Annotated in this window: 17 protein-coding genes, 1 tRNA gene and 2 pseudogenes; 8 read left to right on the top strand and 12 right to left on the bottom strand. The window is 74.2% G+C overall.

The features are described from left to right. Positions 1 to 123 precede the first annotated feature (123 nt). Positions 124 to 687 carry an FHA domain-containing protein gene (locus tag ACWDX7_RS15440; RefSeq protein ID WP_451489731.1) on the bottom strand — a complete coding sequence of 188 codons (564 nt, stop codon included), beginning with the start codon at positions 685 to 687 and terminating at the stop codon, positions 124 to 126. 111 nt (positions 688 to 798) lie between these two features. Between ACWDX7_RS15440 and treZ the strand changes: the two genes are divergently transcribed. After that, positions 799 to 2,553 (top strand): malto-oligosyltrehalose trehalohydrolase, encoded by a 1,755-nt coding sequence (gene treZ, locus ACWDX7_RS15435; protein WP_451489732.1) that lies wholly within the window; start codon positions 799 to 801, stop codon positions 2,551 to 2,553. 15 nt (positions 2,554 to 2,568) lie between these two features. Here treZ and ACWDX7_RS15430 read toward each other — a convergent pair whose 3' ends face one another. Further along, entirely contained in the window at positions 2,569 to 3,645 is a 1,077-nt protein-coding gene (locus ACWDX7_RS15430; protein ID WP_451489866.1) for a M24 family metallopeptidase, read from the bottom strand. Positions 3,646 to 3,810: 165 nt separating this feature from the next. Beyond that, a pseudogene (locus ACWDX7_RS15425) lies at positions 3,811 to 4,485 on the bottom strand (LysR substrate-binding domain-containing protein); the annotation flags it as partial. Between ACWDX7_RS15425 and ACWDX7_RS15420 the strand changes: the two are divergent. Next, a complete protein-coding gene (locus tag ACWDX7_RS15420) occupies positions 4,396 to 5,151 on the top strand; it encodes a CTP synthase C-terminal region-related (seleno)protein (protein ID WP_451489733.1) in 756 nt (251 codons plus the stop codon). The pseudogene ACWDX7_RS15425 and the gene ACWDX7_RS15420 overlap by 90 nt on opposite strands. 73 nt (positions 5,152 to 5,224) lie before the next feature. Further along, a tRNA-His gene (locus ACWDX7_RS15415) sits at positions 5,225 to 5,297 on the top strand. Positions 5,298 to 5,396: 99 nt separating this feature from the next. Here the strand turns inward: ACWDX7_RS15415 and ACWDX7_RS15410 are convergent. Further along, on the bottom strand, positions 5,397 to 7,457 hold the full coding sequence (locus tag ACWDX7_RS15410; RefSeq protein WP_451489734.1) for a phosphocholine-specific phospholipase C: 2,061 nt from the start codon (positions 7,455 to 7,457) through the stop codon (positions 5,397 to 5,399). 332 nt (positions 7,458 to 7,789) lie between these two features. Continuing rightward, positions 7,790 to 8,410: pseudogene (locus ACWDX7_RS15405) on the bottom strand (inositol monophosphatase family protein); the annotation flags it as partial. Positions 8,411 to 8,455: 45 nt separating this feature from the next. On the opposite strand from ACWDX7_RS15405, the gene ACWDX7_RS15400 reads away from it, so the two are divergent. The 5 genes from ACWDX7_RS15400 (at position 8,456) to ACWDX7_RS15380 (ending at position 14,006) form a co-directional block, all read left to right on the top strand. Continuing rightward, positions 8,456 to 9,613 (top strand): 3-oxoacyl-ACP synthase III family protein, encoded by a 1,158-nt coding sequence (locus ACWDX7_RS15400; RefSeq protein WP_451489735.1) that lies wholly within the window; start codon positions 8,456 to 8,458, stop codon positions 9,611 to 9,613. Then, entirely contained in the window at positions 9,610 to 10,353 is a 744-nt protein-coding gene (locus ACWDX7_RS15395) for a glycosyltransferase (protein ID WP_451489736.1), read from the top strand. Before ACWDX7_RS15400 ends, ACWDX7_RS15395 begins: the two co-directional genes overlap by 4 nt. Beyond that, the gene (locus tag ACWDX7_RS15390) at positions 10,353 to 11,828 is read left to right on the top strand and encodes a class I adenylate-forming enzyme family protein (protein WP_451489737.1); all 1,476 of its coding nucleotides are present in this window, start codon (positions 10,353 to 10,355) and stop codon (positions 11,826 to 11,828) included. The genes ACWDX7_RS15395 and ACWDX7_RS15390 overlap by 1 nt, the downstream gene beginning before the upstream one ends. Positions 11,829 to 11,946: 118 nt before the next feature. Continuing rightward, complete coding sequence (locus ACWDX7_RS15385) at positions 11,947 to 13,071, top strand: cytochrome P450 (RefSeq protein WP_451489738.1); 1,125 nt, start codon at positions 11,947 to 11,949, stop codon at positions 13,069 to 13,071. Further along, positions 13,068 to 14,006, top strand: a complete 939-nt coding sequence (locus ACWDX7_RS15380; protein ID WP_451489739.1) for an NAD-dependent epimerase/dehydratase family protein — start codon at positions 13,068 to 13,070, stop codon at positions 14,004 to 14,006. The genes ACWDX7_RS15385 and ACWDX7_RS15380 overlap by 4 nt, the downstream gene beginning before the upstream one ends. Before the next feature lie 59 nt (positions 14,007 to 14,065). Here the strand turns inward: ACWDX7_RS15380 and ACWDX7_RS15375 are convergent, their stop codons facing one another. The 7 genes from ACWDX7_RS15375 to murC all read right to left on the bottom strand — a co-directional run bounded on the left by ACWDX7_RS15375 (position 14,066) and on the right by murC (position 20,886). Further along, positions 14,066 to 14,695 (bottom strand): DinB family protein, encoded by a 630-nt coding sequence (locus tag ACWDX7_RS15375; protein WP_451750705.1) that lies wholly within the window; start codon positions 14,693 to 14,695, stop codon positions 14,066 to 14,068. A 193-nt stretch (positions 14,696 to 14,888) separates the two neighbouring features. After that, the gene (locus ACWDX7_RS15370) at positions 14,889 to 15,491 is read right to left on the bottom strand and encodes a GTP-binding protein (protein WP_451489741.1); all 603 of its coding nucleotides are present in this window, start codon (positions 15,489 to 15,491) and stop codon (positions 14,889 to 14,891) included. Beyond that, entirely contained in the window at positions 15,478 to 15,846 is a 369-nt protein-coding gene (locus ACWDX7_RS15365; RefSeq protein ID WP_451489742.1) for a DUF742 domain-containing protein, read from the bottom strand. The genes ACWDX7_RS15370 and ACWDX7_RS15365 overlap by 14 nt, the downstream gene beginning before the upstream one ends. After that, the gene (locus tag ACWDX7_RS15360) at positions 15,846 to 16,262 is read right to left on the bottom strand and encodes a roadblock/LC7 domain-containing protein (protein WP_451489743.1); all 417 of its coding nucleotides are present in this window, start codon (positions 16,260 to 16,262) and stop codon (positions 15,846 to 15,848) included. Before ACWDX7_RS15360 ends, ACWDX7_RS15365 begins: the two co-directional genes overlap by 1 nt. Further along, complete coding sequence (locus ACWDX7_RS15355; protein ID WP_451489744.1) at positions 16,259 to 18,652, bottom strand: sensor histidine kinase; 2,394 nt, start codon at positions 18,650 to 18,652, stop codon at positions 16,259 to 16,261. Before ACWDX7_RS15355 ends, ACWDX7_RS15360 begins: the two co-directional genes overlap by 4 nt. A gap of 412 nt (positions 18,653 to 19,064) precedes the next feature. Beyond that, positions 19,065 to 19,475, bottom strand: a complete 411-nt coding sequence (gene msrB / locus ACWDX7_RS15350) for a peptide-methionine (R)-S-oxide reductase MsrB (protein ID WP_451489745.1) — start codon at positions 19,473 to 19,475, stop codon at positions 19,065 to 19,067. Between the two features lie 16 nt (positions 19,476 to 19,491). After that, the gene (gene murC / locus ACWDX7_RS15345; protein ID WP_451489746.1) at positions 19,492 to 20,886 is read right to left on the bottom strand and encodes a UDP-N-acetylmuramate--L-alanine ligase; all 1,395 of its coding nucleotides are present in this window, start codon (positions 20,884 to 20,886) and stop codon (positions 19,492 to 19,494) included. Positions 20,887 to 20,927: the final 41 nt, after the last annotated feature.

The following is a 20,927-nucleotide window of genomic DNA, read 5'->3' as shown; positions in this document are numbered from 1 at the left end:
GCCCGGTCGCGCGCGGCCCAGCGCAGCGAATCCGCGGCCTCTGTGATCTTGGCCGGGCCCACGCTGCCCGGCAAGATCCGAAAGACACGCCCTGGGGCTGGAGGTCCGTTTGAAACGCACCGGTCAGCTCGCCGCGAGGCGGAAGCTCACCTTCCCGAAGCTGATCTGGTCACCGTCCCGGACCACGGCCGAGCCGGTCACCCGGCGCCCGTTGACCGTGGTCCCGTTGGTGGACCCGAGGTCCTTCAGCACCCACACGCCGTCCCGCATGCGCAGCTCCGCATGCGCGCGGGAGACGGTCTCGTGGCTGAGCCGCAGCCCGTTGCCGGGGTCGCGGCCGATCCGCAGGGCCGCCGCGCTCGGGTGCGGGAGCAGCAGCTTCGGGAGTCTCTCGGCGGTCCAGGCCCGCCGGACGCCCACGGTCACGGCGGAGGCCCGGCCGACCCAGGCGAAGAGCCTGCGGATCCAGGGGGCCTCGGTGCCGGCCCGGCCTTCGAGGTCGGCGGTGAGGACGGCGAGATCCTCGGGGCGGCGGGCGACCAGGGCCAGTTGCATCCGGCGGATAAACGTGTCCTGGGAGAGCTTGCCGACCGCCACGCCCTCCCTGAGCCGGCCGAGCGCATCGTCCCGCTCGGCGTCGGAAAGCCGCGGGGCGGGGAAGGCGGGGAACTCGAAACTCGACGTCACAGGGTGATTGTCGGCCCGTCGGGGCCGGAGTGTCCAGAACTCCCGCCCTCCGCCCGGAATGATGGGCAGGATACGCATGCTGGCACACCGCCGGAGACGAGGGGACCGTCCGTGCAGTTCGAGGTCTGGGCACCGCTGACAGGTCATGTCGCCATGCGACTCGACGACGCGACATACGACATGGCTCGCGATCCCGGCCGGGACGGCTGGTGGGTCGTGGCCGTCCCCGCTGAAGACGGGGCGCGGTACGGGTTCCTGCTGGACGGCGCCGAGGCGGACGCCGTCGTACGGCCCGACCCGCGCGGGCGGCGGCTGCCCGACGGGCCCGACGGACTGTCGGCCGTGGTCGATTTCGACGCACTGACACCTCAGGGGCCGTCACCGCGCGTTCCGCTTCAGGACGCGGTCCTGTACGAGCTGCACATCGGCACCTTCACCGCCGAGGGCACCTTCGACGCCGCGGCCGCCCGCCTCGGGCATCTCGTCGCGCTGGGTGTCACCCACGTGGAGCTGATGCCCGTCTGCTCCTTCCCCGGCCGTCACGGCTGGGGGTACGACGGGGTCGCCCCGTGGGCGGTGCACGAGCCGTACGGCGGCCCGGCCGGCCTCGCCCGGTTCGTGGAGGCGGCCCACGCCGCCGGCCTGGGCGTCGTCCTGGACGTGGTCCACAACCACCTCGGTCCCTCCGGCAACCACCTGCCCGCCTTCGGCCCGTACTTCACCGACACCCACCACACCCCCTGGGGTTCGGCGGTGAACCTGGACGCGCCGGGCTCCGACGAAGTGCGCGCGTACTTCCTCGGCAGCGCGCTGGCCTGGCTGCGCGACTACCGGATCGACGGGCTGCGCCTGGACGCCGTACACGCGCTGGCCGACGACCGGGCGCTGACCTTCCTGGAGGAGCTGGCGGCGGCCGTGGACGAGCTGGCGGCCGAGACCGGCCGGCCGCTGTTCCTGATCGCCGAGTCCGACCGGTGCGACCCGCGCACCACCACCCCGCGCGCCGACAACGGCCTGGGCCTGCACGCCCAGTGGAACGACGACTTCCACCACGCCCTGCACTGCGCGCTGACCGGCGAGTCCCAGGGGTACTACGGTGATTTCGCCGCGGCTCCGATCGCCGCCCTCGCCAAGACGATGACCCGGGTCTTCTTCCACGACGGGACGTGGTCCTCCTTCCGCGGCCGCAGCCACGGCCGGCCGGTGGACCACCGGCGCACCCCGGCCCACCGCTTCCTCGGCTACACCCAGACCCACGACCAGATCGGCAACCGAGCGCTGGGCGACCGGCTCGCCGCCTCCCTCTCCCCGGGGCTGCTGGCGTGCGCGGCGACCGTGGCGCTGACCGGGCCGTTCGTCCCGATGCTGTTCATGGGCGAGGAGTGGGGCGCGAGGACGCCGTGGCAGTACTTCACCGACCACGGCGATCCGCAGCTCGCCGAGGCGGTCCGCACCGGCCGGCGCCGGGAGTTCGCCGCGCACGGCTGGAAGGCCGAGGAGATCCCGGACCCGCAGGACCCGGCCACCCGGGACCGGTCCTGCCTGGACTGGGACGAGCCCGGGCAGGACGCGCACGCGCGGCTGCTGGCCTGGTACCGCACGCTGGTCTCGCTGCGCCGCACCCAGCCGGACCTGCGCGACCCGGACCTGGCGTCGGTCCGGGTCGCCCACGACGAGGAGCGGCGCTGGCTCACCTTCCGCCGCGGTGACGTACGGGTGATCGTGAACCTCTCCCCCGATCCGGCGACGATCGCGCTGGGCTCCAACGGTGTACGGGTGCTGGCCGCCTGGGAGCCCCTCGAACCCCCGCACCCGGACGGGCGGATCCACGTACCGGCCGAGTCGGCGGTGATCCTCGGCCCGTAGGGCGAGGGTCGCTCGTCACTCGACGACGGCGAGCTCGCGCGGGGCGTTGTTGAGGCGGCGCACGCCGTCTTCGGTGACGGTCACGATGTCCTCGATGCGGACGCCGAACCGGCCGGGCAGGTAGACGCCCGGCTCCACCGAGAAGCACATGCCGGGCACGAGGGGCTGTTCCTCGCCCTCCACCATGTACGGGGGCTCGTGGGTGGTGACGCCGATGCCGTGGCCGGTGCGGTGGATGAAGCGGTCCCCGTAGCCGAACCCGGTGATCACCGCCCGGGCGGCCCGGTCGACCTCCTGGCAGGCGATGCCGGGCCGCACCGCGGCGGTGGCCGCCTGCTGGGCCTCGCGGACGATGTCGTGGACGCGCTGTTCCTCGGCGCTGGGCTCGCCGACGTGCACGGTGCGGGAGATGTCGGAGCCGTAGCCGTAGCGCAGGCCGCCGAAGTCGAGCACCACCATGTCGCCGTGCCGGATCACCCGGTCGCCGGCCTCGTGGTGCGGGTTCGCGCCGTTGGGGCCGGAGCCGACGACGGTGAAGTCGACCTGGGAATGGCCGTGTACACGGAGCAGGGCGGCGAGGTCGGCCGCCACGTCGGTCTCCCGGCGGCCGGCGAAGGGGACGTGGAGGATCTGCGCGTAGGCGGCGTCGGCGGCCGCTCCGGCCGCCGCGAGGCGTTCCAGTTCCCGTTCGTCCTTGACCGCGCGCAGCATGGGCAGGGCGTCGGTGAGCGGCACGTACGAGGTCGTCGGCAACTGCCGCTGGAAATTGAGGAGGTGCAGGGCCCAGGTGTTGTCGCTCACCCCGAACCGCCCGCCGGCGTCCAGCAGCGGGGCGGCGGCCGTGTACGGGTTCTTCCCGTCGGCCCAATCCCGCAGGGTGAGCGCCGGCGCCCCCGGGGCCTTGGCGGCGTCGGGAGCCTCCAGGGTGGGGACGACGAGCACCGGTTCCTGCCCGGCGGCGAGCACGAGGACGGTCAGCCGCTCGGTCTCGGCGGTGGGCCGGTAGCCGGTGAGGTGGGCGAGGTCGGGGCCGGGGGCGATCAGCAGCCCCGCCAGTCCCGCGTCGGCGGCGCTCTGCGCGGCGGCCTCCATGCGCGCGGCGTAGTCGGCGGCGGTGAAGGGCGCGGGCTCGGAGACGGAGCCGGAAGCGGGTCCGCAAGCGGGTCCGGTGTGCAGGAGGTCAAAGTCGGAGGTCATGACGGGATCCTCCCGTGAGCCGTGCCGCGAGGGCAACGGCCGCGCCGACCGGGGCGCCGGGCGGGAGCAGTTCGTACGGTGCAGCAGGCGCGGCGCGGACAGCGGTACGGCGACCCCCGCCCCGGCTGCCTCGGCGACGCCGCGCGGGAGCAGCACAAGGCCGTGCCCGGCTGCGGCCGGGGCGCAGAGGGCGCGCAGGTCGGTGCCGTCGTAGCGCACGGCCGTGCGGGCGGCGGTGAGCGGCAGGCCCACTTCGGGGGCGTCGAGCCAGCGGGCGTCGGCGAGGTCCTCCAGCCGGAGCGCGTCCCGGCCGGCGAAGGGATGCCCGGCGGGCAGCAGTACGGCCAGCTCCTCCTCCCCCACGGCCGTCACGGTGAGCGGTGCCAGGTCGGGCAGGCGCAGCGGATCGCTGGGCGCGGCCAGTCCGTCGACGAGGCCGAGGTCGCAGTCCCCGGTGGCGACGGCCGCGGGCACCTCGGCCGGGGGCAGCACCCGCAGGGTGACGCCGGTGGCGGGCAGGGCCGCCAGCAGCCGGGGCCCGACGGCCAGCGGGGACGCGGCGAGCGTGACCCGCCCGGGCGGGGCGGCGGCCAGCCGCAGCACGTCGGCCCGGGCCGCGTCCAGCCGCAGCAGCAGCGGCCCGGCGTGTTCCAGCAGCCGTACTCCGGCCGGGGTCGGGGCCACGGGCCGCCGGGTGAGCAGGCCGGTCCGGAGATCGCCTTCGAGCGCGGCGATGTGCTGCGAGACGGCGGACTCCTGGACGCCTACTGGATTCCCACCGCCGCCGCCTCGGCCGAGGCGGCCTCCGGGGCGCTGGCCCGCTTCGATGCCGTCTGGGTGCCGCCCGGAAGCCCGTACGCCAGTGAGGCGGGCGCCCTGGAAGCGATCCGCGTGGCCCGGGAGGAGGGGATTGCGTTCCTCGGCACCTGCGGCGGCTTCCAGCACGCCCTGCTGGAGTACGGCCGCAACGTCTGCGGGCTCGCGGGCGCCGCACACGCCGAGAACGACCCGGCGGCCGAGGACCCGATGATCACGCCGCTCACCTGCCCGCTCGTCGGGCACGAGGGCCTCGTACGGGCCGAGCCGGGATCGCTCGCCGAGTCCGCGCTCGGCGCGGAGCGGACGATGGAGCGCTACCACTGCGACTACGGGCCCTCCCCGCGCCACCTGCCGGCGCTGGCCGCGCACGGGCTGCGGCTGTCGGGGCACGACGACGACGGTCAGGTGCGGATCGCGGAGCTGCCCGGGCACCCCTTCTTCCTCGCCACGCTGTTCCAGCCGGAACTCCACGGGGACGGGACGAGGCCGCACCCCGTGGTGCGGGCCCTGGCCGCCGCCGCGGTCGCGCACGCCACGGCCGCCGCGGCCCGGGCCACGGCCGCGGTCGCCCCGGCGCGATAACGCGTCGCTGGACCACCCCGCTGATCGGCTATGCTGTGCGTGCACGTCGAACGGTGGTCCGCCGCCCTTCGTGGTGGGTGTAGCTCAGTTGGTAGAGCACCTGGTTGTGGTCCAGGTGGCCGCGGGTTCAAGTCCCGTCACTCACCCTTTCGGTCCCGTGGGGTACGAGGTCTTCCTCGTACCCCACGGGCTTTTCCGCGTTCCCGGTGCCGGGGCGCGTTCCCGGTTCCGGGGGAGGATCCGCGTCAGACCGTCCGGATCGCCGGGTCCGAAACGCCCGGGGCGCCCGTCTCGACGTGGCCCGCGAAGCGGCGCAGGAAGGTCCGGTCGGCGTCGGAGACCACCTGGACGTCGTACCAGCGGGAGCTGGCGCGGAGGTCGACCGTGTGGGAGACCGTCCCGCCGGCCAGGACCTTGAAGGTCTGGGCCGCGCCGCCGTAGGCGTTGGTCACCGTGAGGGTGACCGCTGTCGCGCCGGAGTTGCTCAGGGTCAGCGCCAGGTTGCCGGTGGCGGGGACGTGGCGGGCCCTGACCTCGGGGCCGGCCTTCTTCGCCGGGCCCTTCCAGGTGCGCAGGAAGCCGTTGGGCCCCCAGGCCGTGAGGTTGATCTGGTTGCCGGTGGAGCCGCTGGTGCTCCAGGTGTCCGACAGGGTCTTGCCCGCCTCCACGGTGTACGGCCAGGGGCCGTCCGTACGGTTGCCCGAGGTGGTGTGGAAGTGGGCGCCGAGGGCCGGTCCGGCGGCGAACGTGAGGGTGAACTGGCCGGTGGAGGGCGTCGCCTTGCCGTCCACGTACGGGTGGTAGCCCAGGGCCCGCGTCGGCTTGGAGCCCGCCTCCTGCTTCGGGAGGGTGCCGGTGGCCGGCACGGTGGGAACGTAGTCCGGGTGGCGGTTCTTGTCCGGTGGGACGTACCCGGCGGTGGAGGGCAGCACGGCGGGGGCGGCGTCCGCCCGGCTGAAGTCGAAGGCCGAGGTCAGGTCGCCGCACACCGCGCGGCGCCACGGGGAGATGTTGAGCTCGCGCACGCCGAACCGCTTCTCCATGAAACGGATCAGGGAGGTGTGGTCGAAGGTCTCGGAGCAGACGTAGCCGCCCTTGCTCCACGGGGAGACGACGATCATCGGGACGCGCGGGCCGAGCCCGTAGGGGCCGGCCGCGTAGCCGCCGCCTCCCTGGTACAGGTCGCCGGAGACGGGCGCCGTGGACAGGCCCCAGGCTGAGGAGGCCGGCGGGTACGGGGGCACCACGTGGTCGAAGAAGCCGTCGTTCTCGTCGTAGGTGATGAACAGGGCCGTCTTCGCCCACACGGCCGGGTTCGCGGTCAGGGAGTCGAGGACCTGCGAGATGTACCAGGCGCCGAAGTTGGACGGCCAGTTCGAGTGCTCGCTGAACGCCTCGGGGGCGGTGATCCAGGACACCTGCGGGAGGGTGCCGTTCACGACGTCCGCGCGCAGGCGGTCGAAGTAGCCGTCACCGGCCTTGGCGTTGGTGCCCGTACGGGCCTTCTCGTAGAGGGCGCTGCCGGGCTGGGCGTTGCGGTAGGTGTTGAAGTACAGCAGCGAGTTGTCACCGTAGTTGCCGCGGAAGGCGTCGTTGATCCAGCCCCAGTGGCCGGCCGCGTTCAGGCCGTCGCCTATGTCCTGGTAGATCTTCCAGGAGACCCCGGCCGCCTCCAGGCGCTCGGGGTACGTCTTCCAGCCGTAGCCGAGCTCCTGGTTGCCGAGGACCGGGCCGCCGCCCACACCGTCGTTGCCCGTATAACCCGACCACATGTAGTAGCGGTTGGGGTCGGTGGCGCCGATGAAGGAGCAGTGGTAGGCGTCGCAGATTGTGAAGGCGTCGGCGAGCGCGTAGTGGAAGGGGATGTCCTCGCGCTTCAGGTAGGTCATGGTCTTGGCCGTCTTGGCCGGGACCCACTTGTCGTACTTGCCCTTGTTGTACGCCTGCTGGCCGCCGGCCCAGTCGTGGTTGAGCCCCTCCAGGAACTGCATGCCCAAGTCCTCGACGTCCGGGTTGAAGGGGAGGATGTCCTTCGTCCCGTTGGACTGGTGGAAGACCGACTTGCCGTTGTCCTGGAGGACCGGCCTCGGATCACCGAAGCCCCGGACGCCCTTCATCGCGCCGAAGTAGTGGTCGAAGGAACGGTTCTCCTGCATGAGGACGACGATGTGCTCGATGTCCTGGATGGTTCCCGTGCTGCCCTGCGCCGTGATGGCGGCCGCCCGCGCGATGCTCTCGTTCAGCATCGCGACGGCGGCGGTGCCGCCGGCGATCTGCAGGAACCTGCGGCGATTGAGTTCAGTCATGGAGTGACGACCTCTGGGGGGTGAGGGAGGAGTCGAGGGGCGCCCCAAGGACAGCGGTCCCGGGGTACCGGACGGAGAGCGGTTCGTGACGACGCGCCGTACAACCGGAGAACGAAGAGCGCGCCGCCGGCGGCCGGGTCGGCCCGGAGCCTGCCGGGCCTGCCGTGGGTCATGACTGCGGGCCTGTCCCACGGCATACCGGCCGGGGCTTGAAGCGCGCTCTGCGGCCGCTCCTGCGGCCGCCGGAGAAACGGTACGGGCAACCCCTCACCGCGCAACAGACCGCGGAACTAAGCTCGTTGCCGGGCGGGGCGGCGCGAGAGGGTCGGGCGGCCGTCGTTGACGTACGCGGCGCGCTTGCCCGCGGCGACCCAGGCCAACGCCAGCGTCGTCGACACGACCCGCGGCCGGAACCGCTCGGCGAACCCGTGGTGGGCCAGCAGGTCCACGGCCCGGAAACCGGGCGCGCTCGGGAAGGGCGGGTCCAGGTTGACATCCACCAGCCGGGTGGCCGAGGTGGGTCGCAGCCGCGCATCGGCCCCGCCCTGCCGGACCCGGGCGCTCACACCGTCGGTGAAGAAGACCTCGCCGCTGAACGGGTCGGCCACGGCTGCCGCCCCGTCGCGCAGCGCCACGTTGACGGCCACCAGCATGGCGCCGACGGCGTAGTTCAGCGTGCCGCACAGCGGGTCCACCAGCCACTGGCGCACGGCCCCGGCGGCACCCTGCTGCCCGCCCTCCTCACCGAGCACCGCATCATGGGGTCGAGCGGCACGGATGACGCCGAGGATCGCCTTCTCGGCTTCGACATCGGCGGCGGTGGCGAAGTCCCCGGCGCCCTTGTCGGTGCGGGCGAGCCGCCGGCCGTACACGGCGTGCACGACGTCCGCGCCGGCGCGTGCCGCGGCCATCGCGACGCCGGCATCGTCCAGTCCCGCAGACGAGTTGATCACGTCGTGCAGAATATCGGCGCCCGAAGCACAGGAGCACAGCAGCACATGAGTACAGGTGCACAGGACAGCGCCCCGGCCGTCACCGTCGGCGCGGGACACGACCTCCTACTCACCACCCCGGGCGACGATCTGAGCATCCGTACTCAGGCCCGGCAGCCCGCGCCTTGCCATGGTGTGGACATGTTCATTCAGCCGTGTGATCCGCTGCCGCGCGCCGGGATAACCGCCGTCGGCAGCCTGTTGCCCGAGGAGGTGCTGTCCTCGGACCGCCTCCAGCGGGAGGTGGCGCTCCGCAGTGGACTGACGCTGCCCCCGCGGTTGCTGACGCAGGCCACCGGCATCGTCTCCCGTCGCGTCGCGGGGGACGGCGTATACGCCTCCACCCTCGCCGTGGGCGCCGGACGGCGGGCGCTGGCGGCCGCCGGGCTCAGCCCGCTCGACGTAGACCTGCTGCTCTTCGCCTCCGCCTCCCGCGACATGGCCGAGCCGGCCACGGCCCACATCGTGCAGGCGGAGCTCGGCTCGCGGGCCCACGCCCTCGACGTCACCAACGCCTGCAACAGCTTCATCAACGGAATCGACCTCGCCCGGTCCATGATCCTCGCCGGGCGGGCGCGCCGGGCCCTGGTGGTCACCGGCGAGACCCCGAGCCGGGCCGTGCGGACCTCCCCGGCCGACTTCGCGGAGCTCCGCGACGGCTTCGCCGGCTACACCTTCGGCGACGCGGGGGCCGCCGTCGTCGTGGAGGCGGTGGAGCGGGGCGGGATCCTCGACGTGGACACCGAGACCCACTCCGAGCACTGGGAGGTCGGAGGCATTCCGGGTGGCGGCTCACGACACCCGCGCGGGGACGCGTACACCTACTTCCGCGGCGACGGGCACGAACTGCGCGGCGTCTTCGAGAAGATGGGCACCGCGGTCATCGACCGGACGCTGCACCGGACCGGGATGGACTGGGACGGCTTCGCCAAGGTGCTCGTGCACCAGGTGACGGTGCCGTACCTGGAGCGGTTCGCGGAGCTGACCGGGGTGCCGGCCGAGAAGCTGGTGGTGACCGTGCCCGAGCTCGGCAACATCGCGAGCGCCAGCATCGGCGTGCAGCTGGACCGGATCTTCGGCGGGCTGGAGCCGGGGGAACGCGTGCTGTTCGTGGGCCTCGGCGGCGGCATCAGCATCATGACGATGGTCTGGGAGAAGGCGTGAGCCGGCCGATGTGGGTGATCGTGCCCGCCCACCGGGAAGAGGCCCGCCTCGCCGGCACGCTGCGGGCCCTCGCCGCCCAGCGGGACCGGGACTTCACGCTGCTGGTCGTCGACAACGCGTCAGGGGACGCCACCGGGGACATCGCCCGTGAGTTCGCCGCCGCCGCGCCCTTCCCGGTGGAGGTGATCGAGGAGCCGGAGAAGGGCGTCGGTTCCGCCGTGGACACCGGCTTCCGGTACGCGATCGACCGGGGCGCCGCCCTGCTCGCCCGCACCGACGCCGACTGCCTGCCCCGGCCCGGCTGGACGGGCGCCGCGCGGGCCGCCCTCACCAAGAACCCCGGCCTGGTGTGCGGGCGGATCACCGCCCGCCGCGACGAGCACGGGCCCCTCGGCCGGGCCGTTTTCGCCGTCCTCGTGGCCCTCGCCGCGCTCTTCGGCCGCCTGCGGCCCCGGCACGCCCGCCGCAACGGCTACCGGGCCGCCTACCGCATGCACGCGGGGAACAACATGGCCATCACCGCCGAGCTGTACCTCGCCGTCGGCGGCATGCCCCGGCGCCCCTCCCCGACCGACCGGCTCTTCCTCAACGCCGTACGCCGCCACACCGACCGCATCACGCACTGCCGGGACATGGTCGTGGAGAACTCGACGCGACGGCTGCGGGCGTACGGGATCACGGGCACCGCCCGCTGGTACCTCGACCAGGGCAGCGGTGCGCGGGGGGCTGATCCGCGCTGATGCTCGACCGACTCGACCACGCGCTGCGCGGCCGCCCCGAGCTGCCCGCCGTCCTCACCTCGACCCGTACGGGCGCCACCCGGGTCCGCGCCACCCGCGGCGAACTCGCCGAACTTTCCGACGCCTTCGCCGCCGCGCTGCACGCGCGCGGGCTGCGTGCCGGTGACACGGTCGGTGTCGCCGTACGGCCGGGGCCGCGGGCGCTCGCCGTCCTGCTCGCGCTGTGGCGGCTCGGGCTGTGCGGAGCGGTGCTCGACCCCGGCGCGGGTCCCGACGTGCTGCGCGCCCGGCTCGCCCTGGCCCGCCCCTCGCTCGTGCTCGCCGACGCGGCCGCGCAGGCGGTGGCGGGCTGGGCCCGGCCGCTGGCGCGCCGGGCGGGGCTCGCGCTGCCGGACCTGGCGGGGCTGGGGCCGGTGGCGACCGTCGGGCCCCGGCTGCCGGGCTGCGCGCCCTCCCTGGACCGGGCCGCGCCGCGGCAGGGCGTCCCCGTGCACGGGGACGCGGACGGCGACGCGGTGATCGTCTTCACCTCCGGGACCACCTCCCGGCCGCGTGCCGTGGTCCACACCCGGGCCGGCCTGGCCGCCGGGATGACCACGGTCGCCTCCCTCTTCGACCCGCGGCCCGGTCAGCCGGTCGTGGGCGGCACCTTCTTCGTCCTCGTCCCGTCGCTCACGGGCGGCGCCCCGGTGGCCCTCCCGGCCCGCGACCCGCGGGTCCTGGCCCGCCAGTTGCACCGGCTGCGCCCCCAGGGCACCTATCTGACCCCGCCCCAGCTGCGGGACGCCCTGGGCGCGGGAGCCCGCTTCCACGGGCGGGTGTGGACGGGCTCGGCGCCCGCCGGCGCCGGGCTGCTGGAACGCGTGCGCGCCGCGGGCGCCGAGGAGGCGTGGGGGGTGTACGCGCTGACCGAGCTGTTCCCCGCCGCCGCGGTGGAGGCCCGGGAGAAGGCCGCCTTCGAAGGCACCGGGGACCTGGTCGGGGCCCCGCTGCCGGGCGTCCTCGCCAAGCCCGACGCCGACGGGGAGCTGCTGCTCGCCGGAGCCGCGGCCCGCGACCGCTACCTCGGCGAGGAGCCGGACCCGTGGGTGCGTACGGGAGACCGGGCGCGGCTGGACGGAGCCGGCCGGATCGTCCTCGAAGGCCGGTGCAAGGACATGGTGCTGCGGCGGGCGGAGAACATCTACCCAGGTCTGTACGAGCCGTCGCTGCAGGTTCCGGGCGTGGAACTGGCCCTGCTCGTCGGGGTTCCGGCGGGCGACGGGGACGAACGGCTCGTGGCCGTCGTACAGCCGCGGCGCGGCGCCGCCGAACCGGTCCTGCGCGCCGCCCTGTCGGGGCCGATCGGGCGGATGGGCACGGCGCGGCCCGACGCGGTGCTGTTCGCGCGGATCCCGCTGTCCGGCCGGTCCCGCAAACCGGACCGGGCGGCGGCAGCAGCCCTGGCGGCGCGACGCCTCGGCGTACGGGTATGACGCGCCCTGGCCGCCGCGCCGCGGCCCGCCCCCTCTGCCCGACCACCGCGCGGGCCCTTCGAAGGACCCCGCCACCGGGCCGGCGCCGCCGGTCCGCCGATCGCACGGAGGTGCACGCGTGACGCGTTCGGATCCCGCCCGGCGACGGGCCCGCCGCCGGGACCGCCTGGTGTACCTGTACGGTCATCCCCTGCTGTTCGGGCTGCTAGCCGCCACGCGGGGCCGACCCGTCCGCAGACTCGGCCGCAGCCTGCTCGTCCATGACGCGGACGCCTACCGGGAGGCGCTGACCCGGCTGCCGCTGGACCGGACGGCGGCCGGTACCACGGGCGCCGCGGCGCGCACCGCGCTGTCCGGTGGCACGCATACGCCGGGCGGCGGGGTGCTGTTCGACCAGGACGGCGGCGGCCACCGGGCCGACCGGCGCGGCCTGGCGGACCGGCTCGGCGCGGCGGGGGTGGAGCAACTGCGGGCGGTGTGGCAGCCGTTGCTTGTACGCCGGCTCGCGCCGCTCGCCCGGGGCGCCGAGGTGGACCTCGTGGAGCTCGCGCGGGAGCTGGCCGGGTCGGTGGTGTGCGCGCTGCTGGACTGCGCCGCCGATCCCGCGGCCGTCGCGGAGGCCGCCGCCGAGGCCGCGGCCGCCTCCGTCCGCAGCCATCTGCCCGGCCCGCGCCGCCCGCGCGCCGAGGCCGCCGCCGCCCGGGCCGCCGACCGGCTCCGGCTGCTGCTGGGCAGCCCCGGCCAGGCCGGCGACGCCCTGGCCGCCATGGTGGCGGTGGCCGCCGTCAACACCACCGTGGCCGCGCTGCCCCGGGCCGTGGCGTGGTGCGCCGACGCCGGCCTGTGGGACCAGGCCGCCGACCCGGAGCTGCGCCCGGTGCTGGCCGACGAACTGCTGCGGGTGACCGCGGCCTCGCCGCTGCTGCCGCGGGTGGCCGCCGCGGACGGTGCCATCGGCGGCTGCCCGGTGCGCGGCGGCGACCGGCTGCTGCTGGTGGCGCGCCACGCGGCCGAGGCGCACCGGCGTGACCCGGACGCCCGCCAACCGGCCGGCCCTGCCACCGCCCACCTGGTCTTCGGCGCCGGCCCGCACGTCTGTCCGGGGGCGCGGCTGGCCCGCGTACAGCTCACCGACGTGCTGGGGGCGCTGGCCCCGCACCGACCGGTGGTGGCGCGGGCGCGCGTGGACCGCGGGGCCGCCCTGCCGGGCTGGCGCCGCCTGACCGTGCGGGCCGGCGCGTGAGGGCCCGTACGGACCGGCCGCGGATCGTCGTCACCGGGGCGAGCGGCTTCTGCGGCGGGCACGTGGCCCGGGCGGCCGCCGCCGGCGGGGCGGACGTGGTGTCCGTGGGCCGCAGGCCCGGCCCGACCGGGGAGCACCGCTCCTGGGACGCGGCCGCCGGCGCGCCGGACCTGTCCGGGGCCGACCTCGTGGTGCACTGCGCGGCGGCGGTCGGCGATCCGCCGCCCGGCTCGGCGGCCGAGGCCCGGATGCGGGCCGTGAACGTGGACGGCGCCGCCCGGCTGCTGGACGCCGCGGGCGGCCGGCCCGTGGTGTGGATCAGCAGCGCCAGCGTCTACGATCCGCGCCGGGGCCGCGGGCTGATCGGCGAGGACCATCCGCGCACCGGCCAGCTGAACGCCTACGGCCGTACCAAGGCGGCGGGCGAGGCCCTCGCCCTGGCCGCAGGCGCGGTGGTGCTGCGGCCGCGGGCCGTCTACGGCCCCGGCGACACCCAGTTGCTGCCCCGGCTGCTCTCCCGGGTGCGGGCCGGGACCCTGGCGCTCCCGGGACCGGACGTGCGGCTGAGCCTGACGGCGGTGGAGAACCTCGCCGACGCGGCTCTGTCGGCGGCCGGCTGGGCCCCGGGCGCCTACAACGTGGCCGACGCGGAGCCGTACGCCCGGGACGCCGCCGTACGGGAGGTCCTGCGGGCCCACGGTGTCACGGCCCGCATCCGCCACCTGCCCCTGCCGGTGGCCCGTACGGCCGCCCGGGCGGCCGAGGCCCTCGCCCGCCTCACCGGCGCGGAACCGGCCCTCAGCCGCTACGCGGTCGACCAGCTGGCCCACTCGGTGGTGCTGGACCTGAGCCGGGCGCGGGCCCAGGGCTGGTCCCCGCGCCGGACCCTGGCCGACTACACGGCCTCGGTGGCCGCCACGGACCGGGGTACCTGACCGCGCGCGGACTGGGCGGGCTTGGCGGGCTTGGCGGGCTTGGCGGGCTTGGCGGGCGGTCAGCGTCCTCGGGCGCGGTACAGATCGCGGATCAGGGCGATCTCGGCTCCGTGGTGCAGGACTTCCTGGTTGACCCACCACACGATGTCGATGAACGGCTCCTCGGCGTCGCTGCCGTGGGGATAGGTGCAGTATCCGACGGTGTCGAGCGCGGCGTCGTCGACGCTCAGCAGCGCCTTGCGCCAGGCCGTGGCGGCGGCGTCGAAGGCGGCGACCGCCCCTGCCGCGTCCCCGCTGACGGGGTGGTCGGCCCGGGTGAGCCGGTGGCCGCCGGCCGTGTGATCGGCGCGGAGGGACAGCATCTCGCTCAGGTGGCTCAGGCGCCAGGCGATGGTGGTGAAGGGCGGCGGCCAGGGGTGCGGGTAGGAGGCGGCGTCGCGTCCCCAGTGCCCGGCGCCCGCCAGGAGGGTCGCGCGCGGACCCGGCCCGTCCGCACGCCGCCGCACCGACCAGCAGTCGGCCACCGGCTCCCAGAAGTACTCCTCGTCGCCCATGGGGCCGACCGCCGTTTGCGAACCGTCACCGCTGTCCATCACCGGCCCGGACATACGGCCGGTCAGACGCTCACGGGCGAAGTCGAACTGCTGCAACAACGGAGTCAGGCGAGGCGGTGTCACTGACGCTCCCATGGTGTGCGGAAGGGGACTTGGCGAAGGACGGACCCGACGGGCGGTGCCCGGGGCACCGCCCGCGACGCGCCCGCCAGCCTCGCACCGCCCGCGACGCGCCCGCCAGCCTCGCACGGCGCGCGGCGCCGGGCCCCGCATTTTCCGCCGGCCGGTCCCGCCGCCGCGACGACCGCGGCGGCGCCGGTGGCGGGGATCAGCCGTACGCGGGGCTGGCCGGGGCCTGCGTCCTGGTGATGAGCAGGTCGAGCAGGGCCAGCAGGGAGCCGCGGACGTCCTCGCGCGAGCGGGCGTCGAGCATGAGGACGGGCGTGCCCGGGTCCCGCAGGTGCAGCGCCGCTCCGATCTCCTGCGCCGTGTACAGCTGTTCGCCGTTGAAGCAGTTCGCGCCGACCACGAAGGGCAGGCCGCGGCTCTCGAAGAAGTCGACGGCCGGGAAACTCCGGTCGAGTCGTCGCGTGTCGACCAGCACGATCGCCCCCAGCGCCCCGTTCAGCAGGTCGTCCCACATGAACCAGAAGCGCTCCTGGCCGGGCGTGCCGAACAGGTAGAGGACGACTCCGGCGTCGGTGAGGGTGACCCGGCCGAAGTCCATCGCGACGGTGGTGAGCGTCTTGGACTCGATGCCGTCGAGGTCGTCGACGCCGACACCCGCGGCCGTCAGCCGCTCCTCCGTACGCAGGGGCTCGATCTCGGAGATCGTCTCCACCAGGGTCGTCTTGCCGACTCCGAACCCCCCGGCGATGAGGATCTTGACGGGGGCCGCTTCCTGCGGGGCAGGAGTGTCATATCCGGGCAAGGTTGTCCCTGATTCTCATGAGCAGGTGGACATTGGTGGTCTCGGCCCCTTCCAGGGGCGGCCGGTGGTGGATCAGCCCGCGGTCGGCGAGTTCGCCGAGCAGGAGCGTCATCGGGGTGAGGCGGATGTGCATCCGCGCCGCTATCTCGGCGACCGCCCGGCCGCCCGGCTCCCCGCTCATGGCGAGGATGGCCTGCCACTCGCTGGGCAGGCCGCCCCGGGCGTCCTCGGCGACCGCCGCCGTGATGGTCGTGTCCATGGTAAGGACGGTGTGGGGTGCGGCCGTACGCCCGTCGGTGAGGGCGTACAGCCGCGTCCGGCGGCGGCGTACCGGCTGTGCCTCGTCGTCCGGCATTACGAGTTCGGCGGCTGGGCGCGCTCAGGGGTGCTCAGCCACTCACCGAGCGCCTGGGCGGTCCGCACGGCCTCGCCGCCGAGCTCACCGAGGCGCGCCTTGCGGGACGTCACCACGATGAGCGTGCTCCCCTCTCCGCAGCCGACGATGCAGAGGTAGCGGTCGTCCATCTCGACCAGCTGGCGGATGACCCGGCCGCCGTCGACCTCCCGCGATATCGCCTTCATCGTGGCGGCGATGCCGGAAGCCGCGGCGGCCATGCGTTCCGCCTGGGGCTGGTCGAGGAGGTAGGCACTGAGCTTGATGCCGTCGTTGGACAGCAGCACCGCGCCCTGGATGCCGGCGATCCTGCTCAGGTTGTTGTCCAGGACGCTGTAGATCACGCTGGACGTCGCGGAGTTGGACGTAGTAGTCATGGCTGATCCTGTCGGAGCTCTTCTTCCACTGTCTGGGTCCCCTGCTCGTAGTCCGCCCAGGCGTCGGCCACCTCTTCGGGAGTCGACTGGTCCTGGCCGACGGCTGTTTCCGGTACGCGTGGCGCGCGGAGCTGCTCAGCGATGTGGGTCTGCGGGACGCGCTCGGGCAGCGCCGGGCGCCCGCCGCCCGCCGGGGGCGCGGGCCGGGCCGCCGGGGCGGTGGCCACCGGGGGCGCGGGCGTCCGTTCGTGCAGCCGGTCGGGGACGCGCTCGAGCGTCCGGCGGCTCGGCAGCCCGGCACCCGTATGCAGCACCAGCTCGGGCTTGCGCTCCTGCGAGTCGCGCTCTTCGGGCCGGTTCTCCGCGGGCCTGTGCTCTTCGCGTCTGTGCTCTGCGGGCCCGTGCTCTTCGGGCCGGTTCTCCGCGGGCCCGTGCTCTTCGGCGAGGCGCGGCGCGGGAAGGCCCGGCGCGGGGACGGGCGTCGCCGACGGGCGCGGCGCCTCCCCCTCGGGCCGTACCAGCAGTTCCCCGGGCAGGATCACCACGGCCGATGTCCCCCCGTAGACGGAGCGGCGCAGGGTGACGGTGGCCTGGAGCTGGTCGGCGAGGTGGCCGACCACGAAGAGGCCCAGCCGGTGCGCGTTCTGCGCGAGGACGGAGAACGGCGGGGCGGAGTGCAGTCGCCCGTTCATCTCCTCGTAGCTCGCGGGGGTCACCCGCGGTCCGCGGTCCTCGATCTCGACCGACAGCCCGTCCGCCACCATCTCGGCGCGAATGACCACCTTCGACCTCGGCGGGGAGAACCGGGTGGCGTTGTCCAGCAGTTCGGCCAGCAGGTGGCTGATCTGGCTGACGACGCGCGGTTCCACGCTCGCCTCGTCCAGGGCCTGCCGCTCGATGCGCCGGAAGTCCTCGACCTCCGCGGCGGCTTCGCGCAGCAGGTCGGCGACGCGCATGGGTTCGGTGTGCGGGTCGGGGACCTCACCGCCCGACAGGATGAGCAGGTTCTCGATCTGCCGCCGCATGCCCACCGTCAGCTGGTCGGACCGCATCAACTGGGCGAGCAGCGCCTCGTCATGGCCGAAGGTGTCCTGGAGGTCTTCGGTGAGGCTCAGCTGCCGGCTGACGAGGTTCCCGGTGCGCGAGGCGATGCCCGCGGCGAACATGCCGAAGCCGTGGCGCTCGTCCGCGAGCTGGCGGTGTCCGTCCACGGACACGGCGACGACCCGCGCGAACGCGTCGCTGATGCGTCCGATCTCGTCCTGGTCGCCGCTCACCACCGGCAGCAGCCCGGCGTCGAGGGGCTGTCCGCGCTGGAGCCGGGTTACGACGGCGGGCAGCGTGTCCTCGGCCACGCTCACCGTGCGTTCGTGCAGCGCGCGCAGACGGCGCAGCACCGAGCGGGTGGTGAGCACGACGACGACCACGACGGTCAGCAGCGCGCCGCCGCTTCCCGCGATCAGCCAGGCGACCTCGGTCTCCAGATCCTCGGCCTTGGCGTCGCCGCGTTCGAGCACGCCCCGGGACCGCTCGGCATTGAGCGTGGTGAGCCGCGCCGCGAACTTCTCGTACGCTGCCCGCCAACCGCCGACCTCGGCGGGCAGCTTGACGCCGGAGTCGATGTCCTTGTGGTCGGAGACGATCGCGTTCTCGATGCGGGTCTTCGTCTGCCACTCGGGCGAGGCGGCGATCCGCTCGTAGGACTCCCGTTCGTCCGCGGGCAGGTAGGGCACGATCCATGCGTCGTACAGGTACCGGTGGGCGCCGACGGCGCTGATGAACTCGTCGAATCCCGAGGGGCTCAGTTCCCTGGACGGCCCGGCCAGCGCGAGGACCGTGTCCTCGCGCGCCACCATCTCGGAGGCCGACAGCATGGCGACGACCGGCCGGCTCTCCTGGGTGAGCTCGGCGTCCTCGGCGTGGCTGAACGCCTCCTGGTAGACGCGGATCACCTGGTCGATCACGCCGCTGTAGTAGCCGGTCGTGCTCTCGGCGCCCGCGCTGCGGGCGTCCGCGCGTTCGCGCTGGGCGGCCAGGTCGCCGAGGCGGCGGTTGACCTCCGCGAGGTGGGGGTCCACCTGCTCGGCTCCGGCCGGACCGGTGGCCAGCCGGCGGAACTCGGCCACGGCCCGGTCGGTGGCCGCACGCCGGTCGTGCAGGTCGTCGTCGGACACCGAAGCGCCCGACCAGCGTGCGGCGGTCGCCGCCCGCTCGGCCTGCATGCCGGTCATGAGCCCGTGCAGCGGTGGGCCGAGCCGCTCGCCGGCGGCCACGTCCGCCCGCAGGTGCCGCGACTGCGCCAGCAACCGCTCCGCGGTCAGTACGACTTGGGCGCCCATCGCCACGGTGGGGACCACCGCCAGCCAGATGAGCAGCGTACGCAGGCGCACGGTTCGCCGTCGACGGGGTGTCGACTGCCCTGGTGCACCTGCTGGTTCTATGGGAGACATCGATCCTCGGGAGCGGGAGGAAGGCGGGGACGGGCAGCCAACGGCCGGGACGGGTACGGCCCTGGGGACGGGCCGGGGGACAACCGCTCCGGCTTCGGCGGGATGTGAGGGTGCCGATCATAACCAGCCACACCGCAGAAGCGGATAACTGTATTCCGCCTGCCGCACGTGGTATCGGCGGCACAGTCTCGCAGGCCGGTGACCGGATCGGAACCCAACGGCTACATCCCCGACACCGGTCCGCGACACCCGCCCCGTGCGGACGCTCGCGCGCGGACGCTCCCGCCCGCGCGCCCCGTCCGGCCTGGGGCCACTCCCGGCCCCGCGCCGCCCTCGCCCGTCCGCGCCTCGCCTACCCGCCTTCGGCGGGGGTCAGGCGCAGGGAGATCGAGTTGATGCAGTAGCGCTGGTCCGTGGGGGTCGGGTAGCCCTCGCCCTCGAAGACGTGACCCAGGTGCGAGCCGCACTTCGCGCACCGCACCTCGGTACGGACCATGCCGTGCGAGGTGTCCGCGATCAGCTCCACGGCCTCGCTGTCCTTCGGGTCGAAGAAGGAGGGCCAGCCGCAGTGCGACTCGAACTTCTCCGACGAGCGGAACAGCTCCGCCCCGCAGCCGCGGCAGGAGTAGACGCCCTCCGTCTTGGTGTCGGTGTACTCACCCCGGAAGGCCGGCTCGGTCCCCGCGAGGCGCAGCACCTGGTACTCGGACGGCGTCAGCTCCGCCTGCCACTGCTCGTCCGTCTTCTCGACCTCGTACGGCATCGCTTCCCGCTCCCTCTCAGTTGGCCAGGCGGGCGAGGATGGCCGGACCGAGGTCCGTGACGTCGCCCGCACCCATGGTGAGAACGAGATCACCGGGCTTGGCCATTCCCGCGATGACCTCCGCGACGGCTTCCTGGTCGTGCTCGGCGGCGACGTCGGCGCCCGCGGCGCGGGCCGCCGCGATGATCATCTCACTGGTGACGCCCGGGATCGGGTCCTCACGGGCCGGGTAGACGTCCAGGACCACGGAGGCGTCGGCGAGGGCCAGCGACTGGCCCATCTCCTTGCCCAGCTCCTGCGTACGGGAGAAGAGGTGCGGCTGGAAGACGACCAGGATGCGGGAGTCCCCGGCGGCCCCGCGGATGGCCTCCAGGTCGGCGGTCATCTCCGTGGGGTGGTGCGCGTAGGAGTCGATGACCTGGACGCCGGCGGCCTCGCCCTTGAGCTGCAGGCGGCGCTTGACGCCGGTGTACTTGCCGAGCGCGGAGGCCAGGTTGTGCGCCGGGATACCGAGCGCGACACCGGCGGCGAGGGCCGCGACGGCGTTGTGCGCGTAGTGGCGGCCGGGGACGGAGACGGTGAAGGTGAGCATCCGGCCGCCGATGAGGACGGTGACCTCGCTGGTCAGGCCACGCGGGGTGATCTTGGTGATCCGTACGTCGGCCCCGTCCTCCTCGCCGTACGTGACGACCGTGAGGCCGTCCCTGCCCGCGACCCGGGCGGCGATCTCGGCGGCCCCCGCCTGGCTGTGGGCGACGACGAGGGTACCGCCGGGCACGATCTTGGAGACGAAGGTCTCGAAGGACTCGTAGATCTCCTCCATCGACGCGTAGTTCGCGTGGTGGTCGAGCTCCGCGTTCAGGATGATCGCGACCTGCGGGCTGTACTTGTGGAAGCTGCGGTCGCTCTCGTCCGCCTCGGCGACGAAGATGTCGCCCTCGCCGTGGTGGGCGTTGGAGCCGGGGGCGTCCAGGTCGCCGCCGATGGCGTAGGAGGGGTCCAGGCCCAGGGCCGACAGGGAGACCGCCAGCATCGAGGTGGTGGTGGTCTTGCCGTGCGTACCGGCGACGGCGATGGGCCGCAGGCCCTCCATCAGGCCGGCGAGGGCGTCGGAGCGGTGCACGACGGGGATCCCCAGCTCGGCGGCGCGGGCCAGCTCCGGGTTGTCGGCGCGAATGGCGCTGGAGACCACCACGCAGGTGGCGTCGGCGGCGAGGTGGCCGGCCGCGTGCCCGATGTGGACCGTGGCGCCGTGGGCGCGCAGCGCCTGGGCGGTCTCGGAGTCACGGGCGTCGCTGCCGGCCACCCGCGCGCCGCGCTGGGCGAGGATCTTCGCGATGCCGGACATGCCGGCGCCGCCGATGCCGATGAAGTGGGGCCGTTCCATGGCGGTCGGCAGGCCGGGCTTCATTCAGGTCGCTCCAGAGTCGATGCTGTGGGGTGAGCTTGCGC

This window comes from Streptomyces sp. NPDC003034 (assembly GCF_053591375.1).
The sequence above is the reverse complement of the archived record's forward strand: the minus strand, read 5'-3'. Positions and strand labels throughout refer to the sequence as shown.